Origin of the sequence: Methylobacterium sp. UNC378MF (assembly GCF_900103195.1) — a bacterium.
Taxonomy (GTDB): Bacteria; Pseudomonadota; Alphaproteobacteria; order Rhizobiales; family Beijerinckiaceae; genus Methylobacterium.
Map to the genome: position 1 here is coordinate 33,345 of NZ_FMWU01000005.1, position 18,785 is coordinate 52,129.

Here is an 18,785-nt window from a genome sequence, read left to right on the forward strand (position 1 = left end):
AGTTAGATTTTTCTAAATGCCGCATGAGGCGCGCGATAATCTATGATAGTCGGCGCCCAGGCCTCTGCATCGGGGAAACTTTTCACCCCGCCTAGGGTCTTCTCACAGCGTAACGGCCGGATCCTGCGCGAGAGTCGACGAGATGCTGGAGCTCTGGGGTGGCGTGGAATGCAGTGTCGTGCGCATCCGGAGCGCCTATCGTGACCAGATCGCCGAGACGGGCCACCGTGATCGGATCGCGGATCTCGACGCCATCGCCGGGCTCGGGATCAGGACGTTGCGCTACCCGATCCTCTGGGAGCACGTCGCCCCCGCGGATCCGGAGAACCTCGACTGGTCGTGGCACGACGCGCGGCTGCCGGGCCTGCACCGGCTCGGGATCCGGGTGATCGCGGGCCTCGTGCACCATGGCAGCGGCCCGCGCTACACGAGCCTCGCCGATCCGGCCTTCCCGACGCGGCTCGCCCGGTACGCCCGGCAGGTGGCGGCGCGCTACCCGTGGATCGACCGGTTCACGCCCGTCAACGAACCGCTGACCACGGCCCGGTTCGCCGGGCTCTACGGCCATTGGTATCCCCACCGCCGCTCGGAAGGCGACTTCCTGCGGATGGTGGTCAACCAGTGCCGCGCCGTCCTGCTGGCGATGCGGGCGATCCGGACGGTGACCCCGGGGGCGCAGCTCATCCAGACCGAGGATATCGGGAAAACCTTCAGCACCCCGGCGCTCGCCGATCAGGCGGCCTACGAGAACGAGCGGCGCTGGCTCAGCCTCGACCTGCTCTGCGGCCGCGTGGACCGGTTCCACCCGTGGTTCGGCCGCTGCCTCGCGCATGGTGTGAACCAGGCGGATCTCGAGGATTTCCTGACCGAGGACGCGTGCCCGGCGCTCATCGGGGCCAACCATTACCTCACGAGCGAGCGCTACCTGGACGGGCGGGTCCGGACCTATCCGAAGCCGCTGCGCGGCGGGAACGGGCGGTACCGGTATGCCGATGTCGAGGCGGTGCGGATGCGCCACCTCGCGGACCAGACCGGGCCGAAGGCGCGCCTCATGGAGATTTGGGAGCGCTACCGGCAGAGGCTCGCCGTCACCGAGGTGCATCACGGCTGCAGCCGCGACGACCAGCTGCGCTGGTTTACCGAGGTCTGGCAGGCTGCCCTGGACCTGCGCGCCGGCCACGTGCCGGTCGAGGCCGTCACCTTGTGGTCGCTGTTCGGCGCCGTCGACTGGAACTCGCTGCTCCTCAGACGGGACGGCCACTACGAGCCCGGAGCCTTCGACATCCGCGCCCCGCAGCCCCGGCTGACGGCCCTCGGCCGTGCGGCGCGGGACCTGGCGGCAACCGGGCAGACCGCGCATCCGGTGCTGACCGCACCCGGCTGGTGGCGGAGATCCGGACGCTACTACACGCCGGATCCCCAAGAGGCCGAGCCGGGCGATCAGGACGCCGATGCGGACCATGCCGCGATCGCGGTCATGCGGGACGCCGGCCGCTACGCCGAGGCGGTAGCGCAGATCTGCGCGGCCCGCGGGCTGAAAGCCATCATCCTCGGCGAGGCGGCGCTGCCCGCGGCCTTGTTATACGCGAAGATCTGGGCCGTCCTCGACCCGACGACCCTGCCGACCGCAGCCACCGCCCACCGCTATCCCGCCGGCAGCTTCTGGTCGGACATCCGGGCGGGAATGCGCCTGGCCGCCCTATCCGGGCAGGCCGGTGTGCCGTTCCTGACCTTCTCGTCGGGCCTCGTGTTCGATGGCCGCGCGGCGGGCGCCCCGACCGAGGCCGACCCGGTCCGCCCGTCGAGCCTCTTCGGGCGGAGCGCGGCGGAACGGGAAACCCGCGTCTGTGAGGCGCATCCGGGGGCGCTGATCGCCCGCACCGGCCTGGTCTTCGGTCAGGGCGACGAGCGGGACATCGCGCTCCAGCTCCTCCTCGATCCGCCGGAGGGGTGGTCCCGGTCGTTCCGGAAGGCCCCGCTCATCGCGCCGACCTACCTGCCCGACCTCGTCCATGCCGCCCTCGACCTCCTGATCGACGGCGAGACGGGCCTGTGGCACCTCGCCAATACCGGCGAGACCACGTGGCCGGACTTCGTCCGCCGCCTTGCCGCGGCCGCCGGCCAGCCTGGGACGGAACCGTGCTGCGGCATCGCATCCGGGCCGCCCATCTCCCTTGCGAGCGGGCGCAGCGCCGTGATGCCGACGCTCGACGGCGCGGTCGCCCGCTACGCCGATGCGGTGCTGCGGCCGCTGCGCATCTCGGGACTGGCGGCGGAATGAGCGATCCCATGCGTCCGGCGGAGTCCCCGTTTCGCAGCCTGTTCCTCGCCGGCTTCGAGTGCTCGACCCACCGCCGCGCCGACGGACGGCGCCTCGACCTGATCGCGGCGACCGGCCATGACCGGCACGCCCGCGCGGATTACCGGGCGCTCGCCGCGCATGGGATCGGGGCGGCCCGCGACGGCTTCCGCTGGCACCGGATCGAGACCGCGCCCGGGCGCTACGACTGGTCCAGCGCCCGGCCGATGCTCGAGGCGGCGCGCGAGGCGGGCCTGCCGATCATCTGGGATCTCTGCCATTACGGCTGGCCCGACGATCTCGACATCTGGTCGGGCGCCTTCGTCACCCGCTTCGCAGCCTTCGCGGCCGCGGCGGCGCGGCTGGTGCGTGAGGTCTCGGGCGCGCCGCCGCTGCTCTGTACCGTCAACGAGATTTCCTACTGGGCCTGGGCGGGCGGCGATGTCGGCCGGATCGGGCCGTGCGCGATAGGGGCCGGGCCTGTCCTCAAGCGGCAACTCGTGCGCGCCGCGCTCGCCGCGGCCGCGGCCGTGCGCGCGGTCGAGCCGGCGGCGCGGTTCATTCAGGCCGAGCCGGCCATCCACGTCGTCGGCGGCCCCGATGCCGAGAGCCGGGACGCGGCGGCGGCCTACCGGGAGGTCCAGTACGAGGCCCTCGACATGATGACCGGACGGATCGCGCCGGAACTCGGCGGCGATCCGGGCGCCCTCGATATCGTCGGGCTCAACTTCTATCCGGACAACCAGTGGGTTCAAGGCGGCGGCACGATCCCGCTGGGCCACCACGCCTACCGGCCGTTCCGCGCGATGCTCGCCGAGGCTTACAGGCGCTACCGCCGGCCGCTCCTCGTCTCCGAGACCGGGGCCGAGGGCACCGCGAAGGCGGCGTGGCTGCACTACGTCTGCGCCGAGGTGCGCGCCGCCCAGGCGGAGGGCGTCCCGGTCCTCGGGATCTGCCTCTACCCGATCCTCGATTACCCCGGATGGGAGAACGACCGCCCCTGCGCGGTCGGCCTCTTCTCGGACGCGGACGCGGCGGGGCACCGGCGGGTCGACCAGCCGCTCGCCGCCGAGATCCGCGAACAGGGCGCGCGGCTCGCGACAGGACGAGGAGACGGGGCTTGATGCGGCAGGCAGCGGGCGCGGATTCACCGGCGGGTGCGGGCGCCATCGCGGCTGAGGACGGACCGGCCGCCGCGCATCTGCGCAGCGGCGGCCGCTTCATCCTGCGCCACATGAGGATGTGGCGGGGGCACTTTTTCGCCCTGCTGGTGCTGGTGGTGATCTCGGCGGCGTGCGGCGTCGGCCAGCAATACGGGCTGAAGCTCCTCGTGGACGCCCTGGCCGGCCCGCCGGGACTCGGTACCGCCGTGCTGTCGGCGCCGATTCTGTTCCTTGTCCTCATCGCGCTCGAGGCGGCACTGGCGCGACTCACTGGGTGGCTCGCCTGCCGCACCACCGTCGGAGTGGGCGTGGACCTGCGCATCGAGTTGTTCGACCACCTGAGTGGTCAAGCGATGCGCTACTTCGCCGAGAACCGGGCCGGCTCCCTCGGCCAGCGCATCACAGCCACGGCCGGCAATTTCGGCGCCCTGGTCAACACCTTCGTCTGGCGCATCATCCCGCCGGTCGTGGATGTGGCAGGCGCGGTGATCATCTTCGCGACGCTTGACGGGGTCCTGACCCTGGCACTGATCGCCCTCATCCTCGGGGTTACCGCCGGCCTGATCTGGTTCGGCGCGCGCGGGCGTCCAATCCATCAGGCCTATTCGGGCGAGGCCGCCCGCATCGCGGGCGACCTCGTCGATACGATCGCACATATGTGGACCGTGAAGGCGTTCTCGGCGCGGGCACGGGAGCGCGCGCGGCTTGAAGCGGGCTTCCGCCAGGAGGCGGCGGCCCAGCGCCGCAGTTGGCTCTACCTGGAGAAGGCGCGCCTCATCCACGACGGGGTGCTCTGGATGCTGGCCGCCGGCATCCTGGGCTGGACGCTGCGGCTGTGGAGCCTAGGGGCGGTCAGCGCCGGCAGCGTCGTCCTGGTGGCGAGCCTGACGCTACGGATCCTACACTCCTCCAAGGACATGGCACTCTCGCTGGTCGATGCCGCGCAGCATTTCGGGTTCATCGACGAGACACTCGCGGTCATCGCAAAGCCGTCCACCGTGCGGGATGCTCCGAACGCCCCGGCTCTCGTGGCCGCACGCGGTTCGGTGGAGCTCATCGACGTCAGTTTCGCGTACGAACCGGGCCGGCCCGCCCTCGCGAGGGTCACACTCACCATCCCCGCTGGCCAGAAGGTCGGCATCGTCGGCCCCTCGGGTGCGGGCAAGTCCACCCTCGTACACCTCCTCCAGAGGCTCTACGACGTGGATGCCGGCGAGATCCGGATCGACGGACAGCCGATCACGGCCGTGCGCCAGGACTCGCTCCGGGACGCTCTGGCGGTGGTGCCGCAGGAAATCGGCCTGCTGCACCGGTCCGTGATCGACAACATTCGCTTCGGACAGCCCGACGCCGACGAGGCGGCGATCGTCGCGGCGGCGCGGGCGGCGTCCTGCGACGGCTTCGTACGCGCGCTGCCGGACGGCTACGACACGATCGTGGGTGAGCGCGGCGCACGGCTCTCGGGCGGACAGCGCCAGCGGATCGGCGTCGCGCGGGCGCTGCTGAAGCGGGCACCCATCCTCCTCCTCGACGAGGCGACCTCGGCCCTCGACACCGAGACTGAGATGGCGATCCAGGCTGCGGTGGTCAGGGTCATGCGGGACCACACAGTCATCGCGGTGGCGCACCGTCTGTCGACGCTGACGGCCTTCGACCGGATCCTGGTCATCAACGAGGGCCGGATAGTGGAGGACGGTACGATCCGGGAGTTGCGGCAAGCCGGAGGCCTGTTCGAGGATATGTGGCGCCTGCAGGCCGAAGGCCTCGTGGATGAACCCGCGATGGATGCGGCCTAGAGCCAGGGATGCGGCCGGGGACGGTGGTGTACGCCACTCCAAGCAGCGCGCAGTCCGAGGTACCTCCGCTATCGCGATAAAACCATGACGCACATCGCCGGGACGAGGCACAGCGCGACGCGTAGCAGGATCCCCAGCCGGGCCCGCGTCCGGGAAGGGAGGTCGTAGATCGCGGCGCAGCCCAACGCGAAGCCGGCGGCCAGCAGGAGCGCGCTGGCTTGTCCGATCACTCCGGCCTCCTTGCACGAACCGGAGTGCCGGAATCGCACCAGAAAATCCCCGGCTCAGCTCGGTGGCGGATCTCAATCAAACGGACACTCAGGTGCATGCGGCCCGATCAAGGTTTCGGTGGGATCATCCCCTATGCGTGTTCTCGGCCGCTCCATAAAACCCATGTTAAAATCGCGGATCTATTTGTATTTCTATACCTGAATGGCGCCAAGACGAAACTTAAATCTATGTTATTTATTTTATAAAGCGCCAGATAACCAGTGTTATTTTTATCATGAGCCGTCCCACGTAATAGTGTCTTGGTTGATCTAGGCAGTAGGCTGTTTGGGAGCTTCCGGATGAGCACGTTTCGACTCCGGCGCTTGCGCAGCGGTCCGGCCGCTTGACCCGTGTGACGTTCCTCCGTCTTGGTGGACTGCTCCGCCCGCTCGCGCTCGCTGCCGTGCTGCCGCTCCTCTGCGGGTGCCAGCAGCACAACATCCTCGACGCCAAAGGTCCCGTCGGGGCCGCCGAGGCGAATATCCTGATCATCGCCACGATCATCATGCTGGCGATCATTGTGCCGACGATGATCGCCACGGTGGTATTCGCGCTCTGGTACAGGGAAGCCAATCCGCGCGCCCGCTACCGGCCCGACTGGGCGTTCTCGGGACGCATCGAGCTGGTCGTCTGGTCGGTCCCTCTCCTGACGATCACGTTCCTGGGCGCCATCGCCTGGATCGGCGCGCACAGGCTCGACCCGGCCACACCGCTCGACTCGGACAAGAAGCCCCTCGAGGTCCAGGTGGTCTCGCTGGATTGGAAGTGGCTGTTCCTCTACCCCGAGGCGGGGGTCGCCAGCGTGAACGAACTAGTCGTGCCGGCCGCCACGCCCGTCCGCTTTCGGCTGACCTCCAGCAGCGTCTGGAACTCGTTCTTCGTGCCGAAGCTCGGCAGCATGATCTACACGATGCGCGGCATGGTCACGACGCTGAACCTCATGGCCGACCAGGAGGGCGAGCTTCGCGGACTGTCGACCCATTTCAGCGGCGACGGCTTCTCCGACATGCACTTCCCGGTACGGGCGGTCTCGGACGCGGCCTTTGCCGATTGGGTGAAGGGCGCGCAGGGCTCGGGCGCCACCCTCGATAGGGCGTCCTACGCGGAGCTCGCCAAGCCAGGCACCCTCGACGCCCCGCGCAGCTTCGGCTCGATCGAACCCGGCCTGTTCGACGGCATCGTTGCCCAGACCGTGCCGCCCGGCCCCGGACCGGGCGGGAGCGGCGTCGAGGGCGTGCGGCCCAAAGGCGGCTCCTGATCGGGGGCGGGCCCCGACCTGACGCGTCTCCTGACTGCGAGGACATCAGTACATGCTGGGCAAGCTCACCCTCTCGGCGATCCCGCTTGACCAGCCGGTCCCCCTCGTGGCGGGCGCGGTGGTCGCGCTCATCGTGCTCGGGGTCATCGCCTGGGTCGTGATCGCCGGCCACCTGCCGTATCTCTGGCGCGAGTGGATCACCAGCGTCGATCACAAGCGCATCGGCGCGATGTACTGCATCCTCGCCCTGGTGATGCTGATCCGCGGCTTCTCGGACGCGATCCTGATGCGCTCGCAGCACGCCGTCGCCTACAAGGCCGGCGGCTACCTGCCTCCCGAGCATTACGATCAGATCTTCTCCGCCCACGGGGTGATCATGATCTTCTTCGGCGCCATGCCGTTCATGATCGGGCTGATGAACTTCGCGGTCCCGCTCCAGCTCGGCGTGCGCGACGTCGCCTTCCCGACCCTGAACTCGGTCAGCTTCTGGCTGACCGCCTCGGGCGCCCTCCTGGTGAACGTCTCGCTGGTCGTGGGCGAGTTCGCCCGCACCGGCTGGTGGCCCGCCCCGCCGCTCTCCGAGGTGACCTACTCGCCCGGCGTCGGCGTCGATTACTATCTCTGGGCGATCCAGATCTCCGGCGTCGGCACGCTGCTGTCGGGCGTCAACCTCGTCACGACCATCCTGAAGATGCGTGCGCCCGGCATGAGCTACCTGCGCATGCCGATGTTCTGCTGGACCGCCCTGGCCTCGAACCTGCTCATCATCGCGGCCTTCCCGATCCTCACCGCGACGCTGGCGATGCTGATCCTCGACCGGTATCTCGGCTTCCACTTCTTCACCGATTCCCATGGCGGGAATTCGATGATGTTCATGAACCTGTTCTGGGCCTGGGGTCACCCGGAGGTCTACATCCTGGCCCTGCCGGCCTACGGGGTGTTCTCGGAGGTGATCTCGACCTTCTCGGGCAAGCCGCTCTTCGCCTACCGGTCGATGGTGATGGCCACGATGGCGATCTTCATCCTCTCCTTCATGGTGTGGCTGCACCACTTCTTCACCATGGGGCCGGGCGGCGACGTCAACGGCGTGTTCGCCATCACCTCGATGATCATCGCGGTGCCGACCGGCGTGAAGATCTTCGACTGGCTGTTCACGATGTACGGCGGGCGCGTCCGGCTCACCACCGCGATGCTGTGGTCGCTGGGCTTCATGGTGACCTTCGTGGTCGGCGGCGCCACCGGCGTGCTGCTGGCCATCCCGCCCGCCGACTTCGTGCTCCACAACAGCATGTTCCTGGTGGCGCACTTCCACAACGTGATGGTCTCGGCCGTGCTGTTCGGAGCCTTCGCCGGCTACACTTACTGGTTCCCCAAGGCGTTCGGCTTCCGGCTCGACGAGTGGTGGGGCAAGGCCGCCTTCTGGTTCGGCATCACCGGCTTCGTCATCGTCTTCGGCTGCTTCTACTGGCTCGGCCTCCTCGGCATGACCCGGCGGATGCAGCACTACGACGTGGCCGACTGGCGCCCCTGGATCCTGATCTCGGCCTTCGGCGTCGTGGTGATGTTCGTCGGCTTGGTCTGCCAGGTGGTGCAGCTCGTGGTGTCGATCCGCCGCCGCGACTCCCTCCGCGACGTCACGGGCGATCCCTGGGACGGCCGCTCCCTCGAATGGGCCACGGCCTCGCCGCCGCCGGTGTTCAACTTCGCGGCCCTGCCGGAGGTCCACGGCGAGGAGGCGTACTGGGCGATCAAGAGCCGCGCCCGCGAGCAGATGCGCCTGCGCGAAGAGCCCGCGTATGAGCCCATCGAGATGCCGCTCAACAGCCCGACAGGCTTCATCTGCGCCTTCTTCTCCACGCTGATCGGCTTCGCGATGATCTGGTACATCTGGTGGCTCGCCGCCGCCGGGTTCCTCGGTGCCTTCGTCACCTTCGTGGTCTTCGCCTGGCGTGACACGGTGGAGTACGAGATCCCGGCTTCCGAGGTCGCCAAGGTCAACCGCGCGAACCGTTCGACCCGGCTCGAGGCGCTCCACGGCGCGGGTCAGAGGAGGGCGGCATGAGCGGCGCCGCATCCCCCGCCTCGGTCACCGTGCTGCGCGGTGACCCGTATCATCTCGGCCATAGCCGGGACGGCCACGGCGAGTCCCGCGCCACCGGACGCGGGACCGGCGGGCCCTCGCCGAAGCGCATCATCGTCGCCTACGGCTTCTGGATCTTCATCCTCAGCGACATCGTGATGTTCGCGTCGTTTTTCGCGAGCTACGCGGTGCTGCAGGGCGGCGTCTCGGACGGGCCGACAGGTCCGGAGATCTTCGACCTCAGCCGGATCGCCATCGAGACGGCGCTGCTGCTCTTGTCGAGCTTCACCTGCGGCATGGCGAGCCTCGCGCTCTCGGCCCGCCGGATGCTGCTCTTCCAGACCGCGATGGCGGTGACGTTCTGCCTGGGCGCGGGCTTCGTGGCGCTCGAGGCGATGGAGTTCTACGACCTGATCCAGCGCAACGCCGGGCCGTCCCGGAGCGCCTTCTTGTCGTCCTTCTTCACGCTCGTTGGGTGCCACGGGTTGCACGTGAGCATCGGCCTGCTCTGGTTGCTCACCATGATGGCGCAGGTGCTGGCCAAGGGATTCCGGTCCGACATCGTGCGCCGGACCCTGTGCTTCGCCCTGTTCTGGCACGCCCTCGACATCGTCTGGGTCGGGGTCTTCAGCGTCGTCTACCTGATGGGGTCGATCACATGAGCCACGCGGACCACGCCGACGCGGAGGGCCTCGACCGGCATCAGACCGAGGTCGCACCGGGGGAGGAATTTGCTGAGGAGGATATCGGAAAAGGCATCCGGGGCTATCTCATCGGCCTCGCGCTCGCGGCCCTGCTGACGGTCTGCTCCTTCGCCATCGTGCACGCCAAATTCGTATGGGCGCCGGCGGTCCCGGTGGCCGTGATCGTCTTCGCCATCGCCCAGATGGGCGTGCATCTTGTGTTCTTCCTGCACATCACCACCGGGCCGGATAACATCAACAATGTTATGGCGCTGGCCTTCGGCGTCCTGTTCGTGGTGCTGCTGATCGGCGGCTCGGTCTGGATTATGAGCAACATGAATTCCAACATGATGCCGGCGATGCCGCCGTCATCCAGTCCGCAATCGTCTCAGCCCTCGATGCCGATGATCCAGCCGATGCGGCACTGAGGCGTCGCGCGGTTGCGAACTGCCTCTGCCACGCGCCAGTCGCACGGCTATGGGGTGGCCGTGGGGCACCCGTACAGGCACATCGCTCGCAGCCGCCCCGCTTCCTCATGAGCGTTGTGCGTCGGACGGCACTCTGCAAAACGTCTGCAGGAAGGGCCAAAGAAGCTCGGCCGTGGCGGACCAGAGCCTGAGCCGAGCTTCTCGGTCGCCGCCCTGCGCGTTCGGCACCAACGGTTTGCCGTCCGGGACGGACACATATAACCCCGAGACGGTCGCGAAGGCCGGTTCCGTGACCAGTCGCACGATCGGAGTGGCGGCTCGCTTCAGGCTACCTACGCGTAAGAGGTGCAAGATTCGCTCAAGAGGAGCAGCAAAGGGCCGCTCGTGTCCTAGCCCGGTGACATGGAAGCCGGGGTTCAGGCAATTGACCGACTTCGCCGGAGCAGGAGCCTGCCTCCGGCCATCCCCACCGCAGCTGCTCTTCACTGACCTGTAAACGGCCGAAGGTTATAGCCCTGCGGCTGCGTTCTCTCGACCGCCGCAGCCGCTCGCACCACGTCGATCTCGCCGAGGCTGCGGCCGACGATCTGGAGACCGACCGGCATGCCGTCCGATGCCAATCCCGCGCAGACGGAGGCTGCGGGCTGGCCCGTTAGGTTGAAAGGATAGGTGTAGAAGGCCCAGGAGACGAGGCTGCGGTCTTCCAGACCTTCGGGAATGTTCCGGCCTGTTTCCAGGGAGGAGATCGGCAGTGTCGGCGACAGAAGGACGTCGTAGCCGGTGAAGAAGCTGACCATCCGGTCCCGCAACGCGTAGCGCGCGAAGACCGTCTCGTAGTAGGCGCGCATCTCCTGGGCGAGGGCGGCGTCGAGCACATCCGCGACTGCCGGGTCAAGGAGGTCGCGTCGTGCTTCGAGAACGCTGCGCAGGCGTGTGCCGATGCCGGCATAGAACTCGGCGGTCCACAGATCGGCCGGATCGGACTCGAAGACCTCGTCGACCTCCTCCACGATCGCACCCTGGTCTGCCAACGCCATCGCCGCCGCACGGGCAACGGCGGCGACGTCGGGGTTGGGTCTTGCGTAGCCGAGCGTCGCGCTCCAGGCGACCCGGAGTCCGGCGACGGAAGCCTTCGCCGCGCCCAGAAGGTCGGGCACGGGCCCGGCCACCGCGAAGGGATCGCGGGGATCGTGGCCTGCAACCGCCGACGTCAGCAACGCGGCATCGGCCACATTGCGCGCGATGGAGCCGACATGGGCGAGTGTCGGTGTCGCTGAAGTCGGCCAGACCGGAACGCGCCCGAATTGCGCCTTGAGGCCGACGAGGCCCGTCAGCGCCGCGGGAATGCGCAGGGAGCCCCCGCCGTCCGTGCCCAGAGCGAAGGGCGTGATCCCGGCCGCCACCGATGCGGCCGCGCCGGCGCTCGATCCGCCCGGGGTCTTCGTAAGGTCCCAGGGATGGCGCGTGATCCCTGTGAGCGGCGAGTCACCCACAGGTTTGGCTCCGAACTCGCTCGTCGTGGTCTTGCCGATGATGATGGCGCCTTCCGCGCGCAGTCTCTCGACCGAGGGGGCGTCGGCGGCGGCGATGTTGCCCGCCATGGCCCGCGAACCTGAGGCGTAGGGCTGACCGCCCACCGCGATCAGGTCCTTCACCGAGACCGGCAGGCCGTGGAGCAGCCCCAGCGGGCCCCCTCGCATCAAGGCTTCCTCGGCCCGGCGGGCCGCGGACCGGGCCTCCTCGGGCATGAGATGCGAGAAGGCGTTGGCGCTACCTGCTTCGACCAACCGCCGCAAACCGTAAACATGATCGGGGGCGTGGCGAACCTGAGCTTGGCTTGCCCTTCAACTGTCATCCGAAGCTCCGCTGCGCCACGTTGAGCAGTCCTTGGTATTCATTCCAGCCAATGACCGATCAGGGTCGCCTCTAGGCCTTCACCTGAGCCGCGCCGGACGTTCGCTTATCGATGACCCAGGTCTCGAAGCGGACAGGCCGCAATCGGCCTGGACCGGCCGCAGTGCGCCCAAACAGCGATCCGAGATGCGCGTCCCCGTTCTGGTGCTGGTCGGACGGTGTCAGGAGCTGCTGCCCGTGGCGGCTGATGCCTCACGACCTGCCGCCTTGGTTTGCCGTGTATCCGCAGGCCCAGCGCCGGCTAGTAACCGGCTGTTTCGAGCAACTGGCCGAGGATCTGCGCGCGATGCTGCGCCTCGCCGCAGGTCGGGCGCCAGAGCCGAGGGCGGCCGTGCTCGACAGCCGAACCTTACGGTCCTCACCCGGGAGCGGCGAGCGGGCCGGCTACGATGGGGCCAAGCACAAGAAGGGCTCGAAGCTGCACATGGCGGTGGACACGCTCGGCCACCTCCTGGCGCTGCACGTCACCCCCGCCGATGCCGATGATCGGGCCCAGGTGAGCCGGCTGGCCAAGGCCGTGCAGGCGGCGACCGGCGAGAGTGTCGAGGTCGCCTTCGTCGATCAGGGCTACACCGGTGAGAAGCCGGCCACAGCCGCACGTGAGCACGGCATCGCGCTGAAGGTGGTGAAGCTGCCCGAGGCCAAGCGCGGCTTTGTGCTGCTCCCACGCCGTTGGGTCGTGGAGCGCTCCTTTGCCTGGGCCACCCGTTTCCGCAGGCTCGTCAAGGATTACGAGCGCTATGCCAGCACCCTGGCAGACCTGCACCTCGTCGCTGCCGTCTGCCTCATGCTCAGACAGGCCTCTCAACTCGCCATAGGTTCATAACAGCCTGACAGCGCGCCATCAAAGATGGTGCTTGTGGATGGCTGGATCGCCCCTGAATAACACGATGAGGCGCAAGTCAAATCCTCAGCGCGAGGTTTCTCCCTTCTTCGGTCCCCGAAGGAAGCGGTGGCGAGGTCTCGCCGATAAAGATTTCAAGTCTAATGATCGATCCGGAGATCTGAATCCAACAAAACGAAAGGTTCTTGCGGGCAAGCCGAGCCGGTGAAGGGCGGCTCACAAGCGCCATCACAGACATGGGACGCCATTCGCCGAAGGCTATGGCCGTCAGGGCTGTTCCGTCAGAGCTGGATCTTGCCTATCGTCGCCCCGAGTGGAAGCGGTGACGCCAGCCCTCATTGAGCCTGCGCTCCTCCGCGCTCTCCTCCGGGACAGCGTCCAGATGCAGCAGGATCATCGCGAAGCCGTTCCGCTGAAGGTACACCTGCTCGTGGAGGTCCGGTGCGCGAAGGTCGCGCTTCACATCGATCCAGAGATCGGGCCTGCACGCGGCGGTGTCGCTCGCGATGCTCGGCCGATGTGGACTGCTGTGATAGAGCGAACCTGTCGGAACCGGGCCGCCGACCGCGCAGATGATGGCGGGAAAGGAAAGGCTGCGGTAGCACCGCTGCACCCGGCCGTTGCCCGCCACGACGATGGCGATCCGCTCAGGATGGTGTTGCACGTAGGCCCGGGCCGCCGTCTCCTTTCCGACCGCGAAGTCGCGCGCGAGCACAAGGACGTGCTGCAGATCGGGCCCGCGAAAGGCCGCCATGGCTCCTCGCAGCAGGTGCGGAGGCATCAGCATGAGAGTGGCGAAGCGGTTGGCCTCGACCTCCCTGCGTTGCCGCTGATCGCCCTCCTTCGCTGTGACGCGGAGCAGGTCGGAACTGTTGCACAGGAACCGGCCGGGCTGATCCGGGACGTGGTGCGCCATCAGGAGGTGGCCGAGTTCATGCGCGATGGTGAAGCGGCGCCGCGGTTCGCCCCCGCGCTTGGCGAGGATGGTGCCGTCAGACCGCTTCGCGTCGGTAACGAGGCCGCCCTCGAACTCGTCGGTGTCGTGGTCCTCGATCCGGCGGACGCCGAGTCGCGCGCACAGCTCTTGGATCGGCACGGGCACCGGAAGGTTCGGCTCGGCCTGTAGGATGCGTTTGACGAGCGCCTCCGGCGAGCCCGCATCCGCGAGGTCCATCCTGCTCACCGGCATCCGCGCAGCCCCTTCCCGTCCCTGAGCCGATCCATCAGGGTGCCCCGCACCCGCGATCCCAAGATCGAAGGGTGGAGGGTTTGTGCAGGCGGTAACCCAACTGCGCCATCGCGAGCGACGGCCATACTGACGCGGCTCGGCGGCCACCACGATCCCGGCAACATCAGTGAGGCTGAGGTCGGAGCTGTGCTCGCCGAGCTGGCGCGGCGGCGAACGCCCGGTCGGGCAGCCTATCTCAAGAGCGCGAGGCAGCGGAACCGAGGTCGGCTGATGAGGCTATGCAAGGCGGAGTAGCGGGGTGCGCGAATCGAACTATTTTCTCCGCCGCGCACCGCCGGATTGATCCTCGGCACCGATGTGCGCGACCGCGAACTCTATCAACGCACCCACCTGGGTCGCTTCATCACTGGTCACAGAAGGCTTGCTCGCAACAAGGCCGGATGCGACCGCGTCCCCTATTTGAGGCATGCGTCCCCACGCTCGTTATGGTCAAGCTTGCGGCAAACGGGGAGATGGGCAGTGACCAAGTGCCAAAGTCCCAGAGCCCCCGAGCGGGGCCGCCAATCCGATCTCGCGCGCTTCCTTCGCCGCAGCGTGGCAGTCAGCCTGAGCGCGGCTGCGCTGGCGGGCTGCGCGACTCTTGCCCAGCCGGGACCGGGCGGACGGCTGAAGGGTAAGCTCATCGTGCAATGGGTAGGCGAGAACCGGTTTGCCTACCTGCCGGACCCGAAGGACCCGCTCACCTTCGTGACCACCGACAACCGAGCCATCATCCCGCAGCCGATGTACACCGATGGCGGCTCGATCCCGCCTATCCTCCAGCCCATCCCTGGCTTTTCGCCCTGGGGGTATGGACCGGCCTACATCGTTCACGACTGGCTGTTCGAGCAGCACCGCTGCGGCTATCCCGACGCGGACCAGATCAGCTTCGACGACTCTGCGCGCATACTGGGCGAGGTGATCGACACGCTGATGCGCGAGGGCATGGTTCCGCAGAATCCCCAGGCGCGCGGGCTGATCGAGGCGGGGGTGCGGACATCCTTCGCGCGCCGGTTGTGGGACGCAGCTCCAACCGGGACAAACTGTCAGACGCCGGCCGTGGCGGGCCTACGCAAGGCTGCTCCCGAGGGGCCAACCGTTGTCCAGATCGACTTCTCACGCCCGCGGCGGTTCCGCTAGGCTCTGAAGCGGATCCGCGTGGCCGCCACGTGCCGGCTCTCAACCCGACTGCACGCCGGATCCGCCTAGCGAGGCGGGGCGTCAGCCTTTGCGCGCGAGGCCATTGGCCGTCAACGTCCGAAACGGATCGGTACAAGCCGATTCACAATGTGGGTTATAAAGTGGGGTCAAGGCCTTGGTTGGGCCGATTTTCCTAATTGTATCAGTGGTTTCGGCCACTAAAGTGGCGGAGACGGAGGGAGCCTCCGCCATCGCTTCGTAAGTCGCTGGTGCCACAGGCAACATGCTGTTTTGTATAGCTTTTACCCATTCTCATGCTACAAAATTAGCTACAAAATCGGGGCTCGGAGCAGGCAGTGGCGGGTAAGGTTCGTCACCTTCTACATGCACGCGGGCGCTACTCGGCGCGCCTCGCTGTGCCGGAAGCACTACGCGGCATCGTCGGCAAGCGGGAGCTCCTACAGGCCCTCGGCGCTGACCGGGTCGCGGCCCTGCGCAAGCTGCCGAGTGCCGTGGCCGAAATGCAAGCAATTCTCGACGCCGCGCGTGCCAGGGCGAAGGAGGGGGAGGCGTCCCGCGCACCCGCGCGTCGCGGTCGCCCGCTCACAGCACAGCAGATGGCGCGGCAGCACTACCTTGCTCAGATCGAGCTCGATCAGGAGATCAGAGAGACCGACGAACGTGCGAGCCTGAACTTCATCGACGACATCCGGGTCGCCGACCTTAAACGCGCGATAAAAGGCGCGGCCACGAATGCGGAGCTGGAATCCCTCGTGGGCCTCATCCTAGCGAAGTTCCGCTTGCATGGGCACACAGAGATCACGCCGGCCTCCCCCGAGTTCAGAAAGACGGCGATGGACCTCGCGATCGCAGAGCACGAAGCTCTAGCCGTTTCGGCGGCCCGCGATGATGGCGACCTCGCGGCAGCGACCACGAGCCCGCTCTTGATGGCAGAGCAGCCCCTAGCGCCGGTCTCGGTTTCGCCGCGCATTCTCGGGCCGCTCAGCGCCAAGCCCGTGAGTGAGATCGTTCCCCTTATGATGGCGGAGAAGAAGGCGCAGGCCGCAACCGCCTACGAATACGGCGTCGCCGTCCGTATGTTTGAGGAACACCTGGGCGAGTCCCGGCCGGTCTACACGATCACACGGCGCGACGTGCTGTCTTACAAGGCGGCCCTCATGGACACCCCGGCCAACTACACGAAGCGCTTCCCCGATGCGACGTTGCCAGAGGCGATCAGGCGCAACAAAGCGCGGGCCATCCCCTTCCCAACGCTGAACGCCACGACAATCAACGACAAGTGGCTCGCCCGCATCCAGTCCATCTTCAAGTGGTGCGTGAACAACGACGTGCTGCCGGACAACCCGGCGGGCGGAGTCAAGGTCGACCAGATCGCTGGGACTGCCGCACCCCGCGTGCCGTTCACACCCGGTGACCTCGCCAAGATCTTCGCGCCGCCCCTTTTCGAGAACGGCGCTTCTCTGGGCGAGCGGCAGTGGGCGACGTTGATCGCGCTACACACCGGATTCCGGGCGAGCGAAATTGGGCAGCTCCGGCTGGATAGCGTGCGTCATGAGCGCGGCGTTCTCGCCTTCGCCGTTGAGGAGCAGGTGAAAACGCGCGGGTCAGTGCGCCTAACGCCAGTTCACTCAACGCTGATCCGGCTCGGCATAGAGTGCCACATCGCAGCGCTACGGGCGGCCGGTGAGACGCATCTGTTCCCGGACTGGTATCGCAAGGCAACTGCCCTCCCGAAGTCGGGCGCCGACCGCGCGCGGAACATCCCCTACTCGCAGGTGCTGCCGCGCTGGTTCAATCGGACCTACCTGCCGAGCGTCGGGATCAACGACGACCGAAAGGTCTTCCACTCATTCCGCCACACTTTGAAAACGGCCCTGTCTCGGGCGGGCGTGCCTCGCTCCATCAGCGACGACATCACGGGCCACGATGATCAGACAGCCGGCGGCAAATATGTGCATGAAACTTCAATTGAGGCCATGCGCGATGCCTTAGAGATGATCCGCCTCGATGGGTTTACGTTGTAGCGTTCACATAAAAAATATTATATCTTAGATTGTGATCTATAATTTCTTTGTAATCTGTAAATTCTGTGATTTGCGAGCGAGCAACAGTTCGCGCTGTTACTTGAGATGAGCGCCGAGAGCTGCGCGTCGCATCGAAGTCCTAGAGATTTGGCGTGATCTTGGAGGCTATGCCTCGGGTCTCCTCTCTACTCCCGGATCCATCCTTGGGAGACCAGGCACTCTCTACCCCGATGAGCGGTCGAGCGAAGCTCCCGACCTTGGGACGAGGTAAGTGCCCGCCCTTACTGCCTTGGATCGTAGCGACGGTGCAGCTCCGCGGTGCGTGACAGGGTATGTCCCAACTGGCAGGCGACGGTTGCCGGACCCAGCCCAGATCCGTCACGCCATTCGTCGCCTATCAGATTGTTGCAATCGGCCTCGCGGAAGTGGAGCCAAGCCTGCTGCGCCCGCTTGAGGTCCCCGCGCCAATCAAGCTTTGGCCCGAAGTTCGGACGGTCGTTCTTGGCAATTGCCTTCAGGGCGAGAGCATAGGCTTCGTTGAGCTTCTTATCGGCGAGCTGGAGGGCACGTTCGAGACAGGCGCCTTGACCTCTTATGAAGATTTCGCTGCAAGCCGTGTCCAGTGCCTTCGCGTTACTCGCGTAAGATTTCGACAGCACGGCCTCCGCGCTCTCACCTTGCTGGTTCAAGCACTTCATGACCTGGTCGTCATCCATCTCGCCACTGCACGGCTCAGATACTGTGGCGCTTCCCGCGCCTTCGGCATCAGCGCGTGGCTGCGCCTGAGCTCCGACGATCAAGCCAAGCGAAAGCATGCCGGCGCAAAACAACACTCGCATCATCATGCTCTTCAGCTCGGAGACGAGGACAGCGCTCATTGGCGATGGATCGAAGCTGATCCACCCAAGGCCTGCCTATCCCGCAGAGGTCAGATTGTTGGTGCGAGACGGCACTCAGCTTCGCGCCGCCGGATGCTCGGTATGAGATACTCCCGGTTCGATTCTTGGGAGACGCGCCTACACCAGGTGAACGGTCCAGCAACGCTCCCGACATTGGGTCTCTCGCTCAGTATAGGTCAGTTGATAATCTCGCCCCGTTCTTCTGGGCGCCGCGCGATCAGCCGTTCTCTCCACATCTGCAACGCCTCGGGCGTCAATCTCGTCCAGTGTGTGATCTCGCCAATGATCTTGAGCGGGGCGCGGCTGCGATACGAGCGGGTGGGATTGCCGGGGAACTTCTTGTCGGTCACGTTCGGGTCGTTCTCGAATGGCCCGGTCGGCTCCACCGCATAAACGCGCGGGATTGCGTCGCCTCCGATGAGTTCCGCCGCGAGTTCGGCGGCGAGCCCCGCACCGTCCACACGGGAGGTAAAGTAGATGTGGTTCATCACCACGTCGGGACGATAGTTCGATCGGTATCCCGCGATGAGGAAATCACCGACGTATAGCTTCGCGATCGTGCCGTGAAAGAACGGCCCCTCGTCCAGCGCCTCGGTCATCGTCGTCCTTACCTTGGGAGGCCGCTTCTAGCCGGCGGGCCACGCTCCCGACCCCGGACCTCAGTAGCGGAACTCTTTCTGGGGCGGCGGCCTATCTCGGTCGCTAGGTGCAAACGTCAGACAGTTCGCCAAGCGGCTG

13 protein-coding genes and 2 pseudogenes are annotated in these 18,785 nt (G+C 66.7%); 10 read left to right on the top strand and 5 right to left on the bottom strand.

Annotated elements, in window-relative coordinates; translation table 11 throughout:
- Positions 1–142 precede the first annotated feature (142 nt).
- The 3 genes from BLT59_RS06525 to BLT59_RS06535 are packed head-to-tail and all read left to right on the top strand — an operon-like array spanning position 143 to position 5,258.
- Positions 143–2,281 (top strand): sugar nucleotide-binding protein, encoded by a 2,139-nt coding sequence (locus tag BLT59_RS06525; protein ID WP_091777713.1) that lies wholly within the window; start codon positions 143–145, stop codon positions 2,279–2,281.
- Positions 2,278–3,423: a beta-glucosidase gene (locus BLT59_RS06530; RefSeq protein WP_175543954.1), complete on the top strand. Its 1,146-nt coding sequence runs from the start codon at positions 2,278–2,280 to the stop codon at positions 3,421–3,423. Before BLT59_RS06525 ends, BLT59_RS06530 begins: the two co-directional genes overlap by 4 nt.
- Positions 3,423–5,258 carry an ABC transporter ATP-binding protein gene (locus BLT59_RS06535; RefSeq protein ID WP_091777716.1) on the top strand — a complete coding sequence of 612 codons (1,836 nt, stop codon included), beginning with the start codon at positions 3,423–3,425 and terminating at the stop codon, positions 5,256–5,258. The genes BLT59_RS06530 and BLT59_RS06535 overlap by 1 nt, the downstream gene beginning before the upstream one ends.
- A 68-nt stretch (positions 5,259–5,326) precedes the next feature.
- Here BLT59_RS06535 and BLT59_RS31190 read toward each other — a convergent pair whose 3' ends face one another.
- The gene (locus BLT59_RS31190; protein WP_175543955.1) at positions 5,327–5,488 is read right to left on the bottom strand and encodes a hypothetical protein; all 162 of its coding nucleotides are present in this window, start codon (positions 5,486–5,488) and stop codon (positions 5,327–5,329) included.
- 392 nt (positions 5,489–5,880) lie between these two features.
- On the opposite strand from BLT59_RS31190, the gene cyoA reads away from it, so the two are divergent.
- Genes cyoA through cyoD form a run of 4 tightly spaced genes read left to right on the top strand, consistent with a single transcriptional unit; the run spans position 5,881 to position 9,977 of the window.
- On the top strand, positions 5,881–6,786 hold the full coding sequence (cyoA, locus tag BLT59_RS06540; protein WP_244513893.1) for a ubiquinol oxidase subunit II: 906 nt from the start codon (positions 5,881–5,883) through the stop codon (positions 6,784–6,786).
- 52 nt (positions 6,787–6,838) lie between these two features.
- Positions 6,839–8,848 (top strand): cbb3-type cytochrome c oxidase subunit I, encoded by a 2,010-nt coding sequence (locus tag BLT59_RS06545; RefSeq protein WP_091777718.1) that lies wholly within the window; start codon positions 6,839–6,841, stop codon positions 8,846–8,848.
- A complete protein-coding gene (cyoC, locus tag BLT59_RS06550) occupies positions 8,845–9,528 on the top strand; it encodes a cytochrome o ubiquinol oxidase subunit III (protein ID WP_091777720.1) in 684 nt (227 codons plus the stop codon). The genes BLT59_RS06545 and cyoC overlap by 4 nt, the downstream gene beginning before the upstream one ends.
- Complete coding sequence (cyoD, locus tag BLT59_RS06555; RefSeq protein WP_091777722.1) at positions 9,525–9,977, top strand: cytochrome o ubiquinol oxidase subunit IV; 453 nt, start codon at positions 9,525–9,527, stop codon at positions 9,975–9,977. The genes cyoC and cyoD overlap by 4 nt, the downstream gene beginning before the upstream one ends.
- 482 nt (positions 9,978–10,459) lie before the next feature.
- Here the strand turns inward: cyoD and BLT59_RS06560 are convergent.
- Positions 10,460–11,743 (bottom strand): annotated as a pseudogene (locus BLT59_RS06560) (amidase family protein); the annotation flags it as partial.
- Positions 11,744–12,051: 308 nt separating this feature from the next.
- Here BLT59_RS06560 and BLT59_RS06565 point away from each other — a divergent pair.
- Positions 12,052–12,717, top strand: a pseudogene (locus BLT59_RS06565) (IS5 family transposase); the annotation flags it as partial.
- Between the two features lie 316 nt (positions 12,718–13,033).
- Here the strand turns inward: BLT59_RS06565 and BLT59_RS06570 are convergent.
- Positions 13,034–14,071 (bottom strand): ImmA/IrrE family metallo-endopeptidase, encoded by a 1,038-nt coding sequence (locus tag BLT59_RS06570; protein ID WP_244513881.1) that lies wholly within the window; start codon positions 14,069–14,071, stop codon positions 13,034–13,036.
- Positions 14,072–14,518: 447 nt separating this feature from the next.
- Between BLT59_RS06570 and BLT59_RS06575 the strand changes: the two genes are divergently transcribed.
- On the top strand, positions 14,519–15,103 hold the full coding sequence (locus BLT59_RS06575) for a DUF1353 domain-containing protein (protein WP_091777726.1): 585 nt from the start codon (positions 14,519–14,521) through the stop codon (positions 15,101–15,103).
- A gap of 356 nt (positions 15,104–15,459) precedes the next feature.
- Complete coding sequence (locus BLT59_RS06580; protein WP_091777728.1) at positions 15,460–17,148, top strand: site-specific integrase; 1,689 nt, start codon at positions 15,460–15,462, stop codon at positions 17,146–17,148.
- A 281-nt stretch (positions 17,149–17,429) separates the two neighbouring features.
- Here the strand turns inward: BLT59_RS06580 and BLT59_RS06585 are convergent, their stop codons facing one another.
- Positions 17,430–18,026 (bottom strand): lysozyme inhibitor LprI family protein, encoded by a 597-nt coding sequence (locus BLT59_RS06585; protein ID WP_091777730.1) that lies wholly within the window; start codon positions 18,024–18,026, stop codon positions 17,430–17,432.
- A gap of 197 nt (positions 18,027–18,223) precedes the next feature.
- Entirely contained in the window at positions 18,224–18,646 is a 423-nt protein-coding gene (gene arr / locus BLT59_RS06590; protein WP_091777732.1) for an NAD(+)--rifampin ADP-ribosyltransferase, read from the bottom strand.
- Between the last annotated feature and the right edge of the window lie 139 nt (positions 18,647–18,785).

Coding starts and splice junctions, on each gene's coding strand:
- BLT59_RS06525 (WP_091777713.1), top strand. CDS start 143: ATGCTGGAGCTCTGGGGTGGCGTGGAATGCAGTGTCGTGCGCATCCGG.
- BLT59_RS06530 (WP_175543954.1), top strand. CDS start 2,278: ATGAGCGATCCCATGCGTCCGGCGGAGTCCCCGTTTCGCAGCCTGTTC.
- BLT59_RS06535 (WP_091777716.1), top strand. CDS start 3,423: ATGCGGCAGGCAGCGGGCGCGGATTCACCGGCGGGTGCGGGCGCCATC.
- BLT59_RS06545 (WP_091777718.1), top strand. CDS start 6,839: ATGCTGGGCAAGCTCACCCTCTCGGCGATCCCGCTTGACCAGCCGGTC.
- cyoC (WP_091777720.1), top strand. CDS start 8,845: ATGAGCGGCGCCGCATCCCCCGCCTCGGTCACCGTGCTGCGCGGTGAC.
- cyoD (WP_091777722.1), top strand. CDS start 9,525: ATGAGCCACGCGGACCACGCCGACGCGGAGGGCCTCGACCGGCATCAG.
- BLT59_RS06585 (WP_091777730.1), bottom strand. CDS start 18,026: ATGAGCGCTGTCCTCGTCTCCGAGCTGAAGAGCATGATGATGCGAGTG.
- arr (WP_091777732.1), bottom strand. CDS start 18,646: ATGACCGAGGCGCTGGACGAGGGGCCGTTCTTTCACGGCACGATCGCG.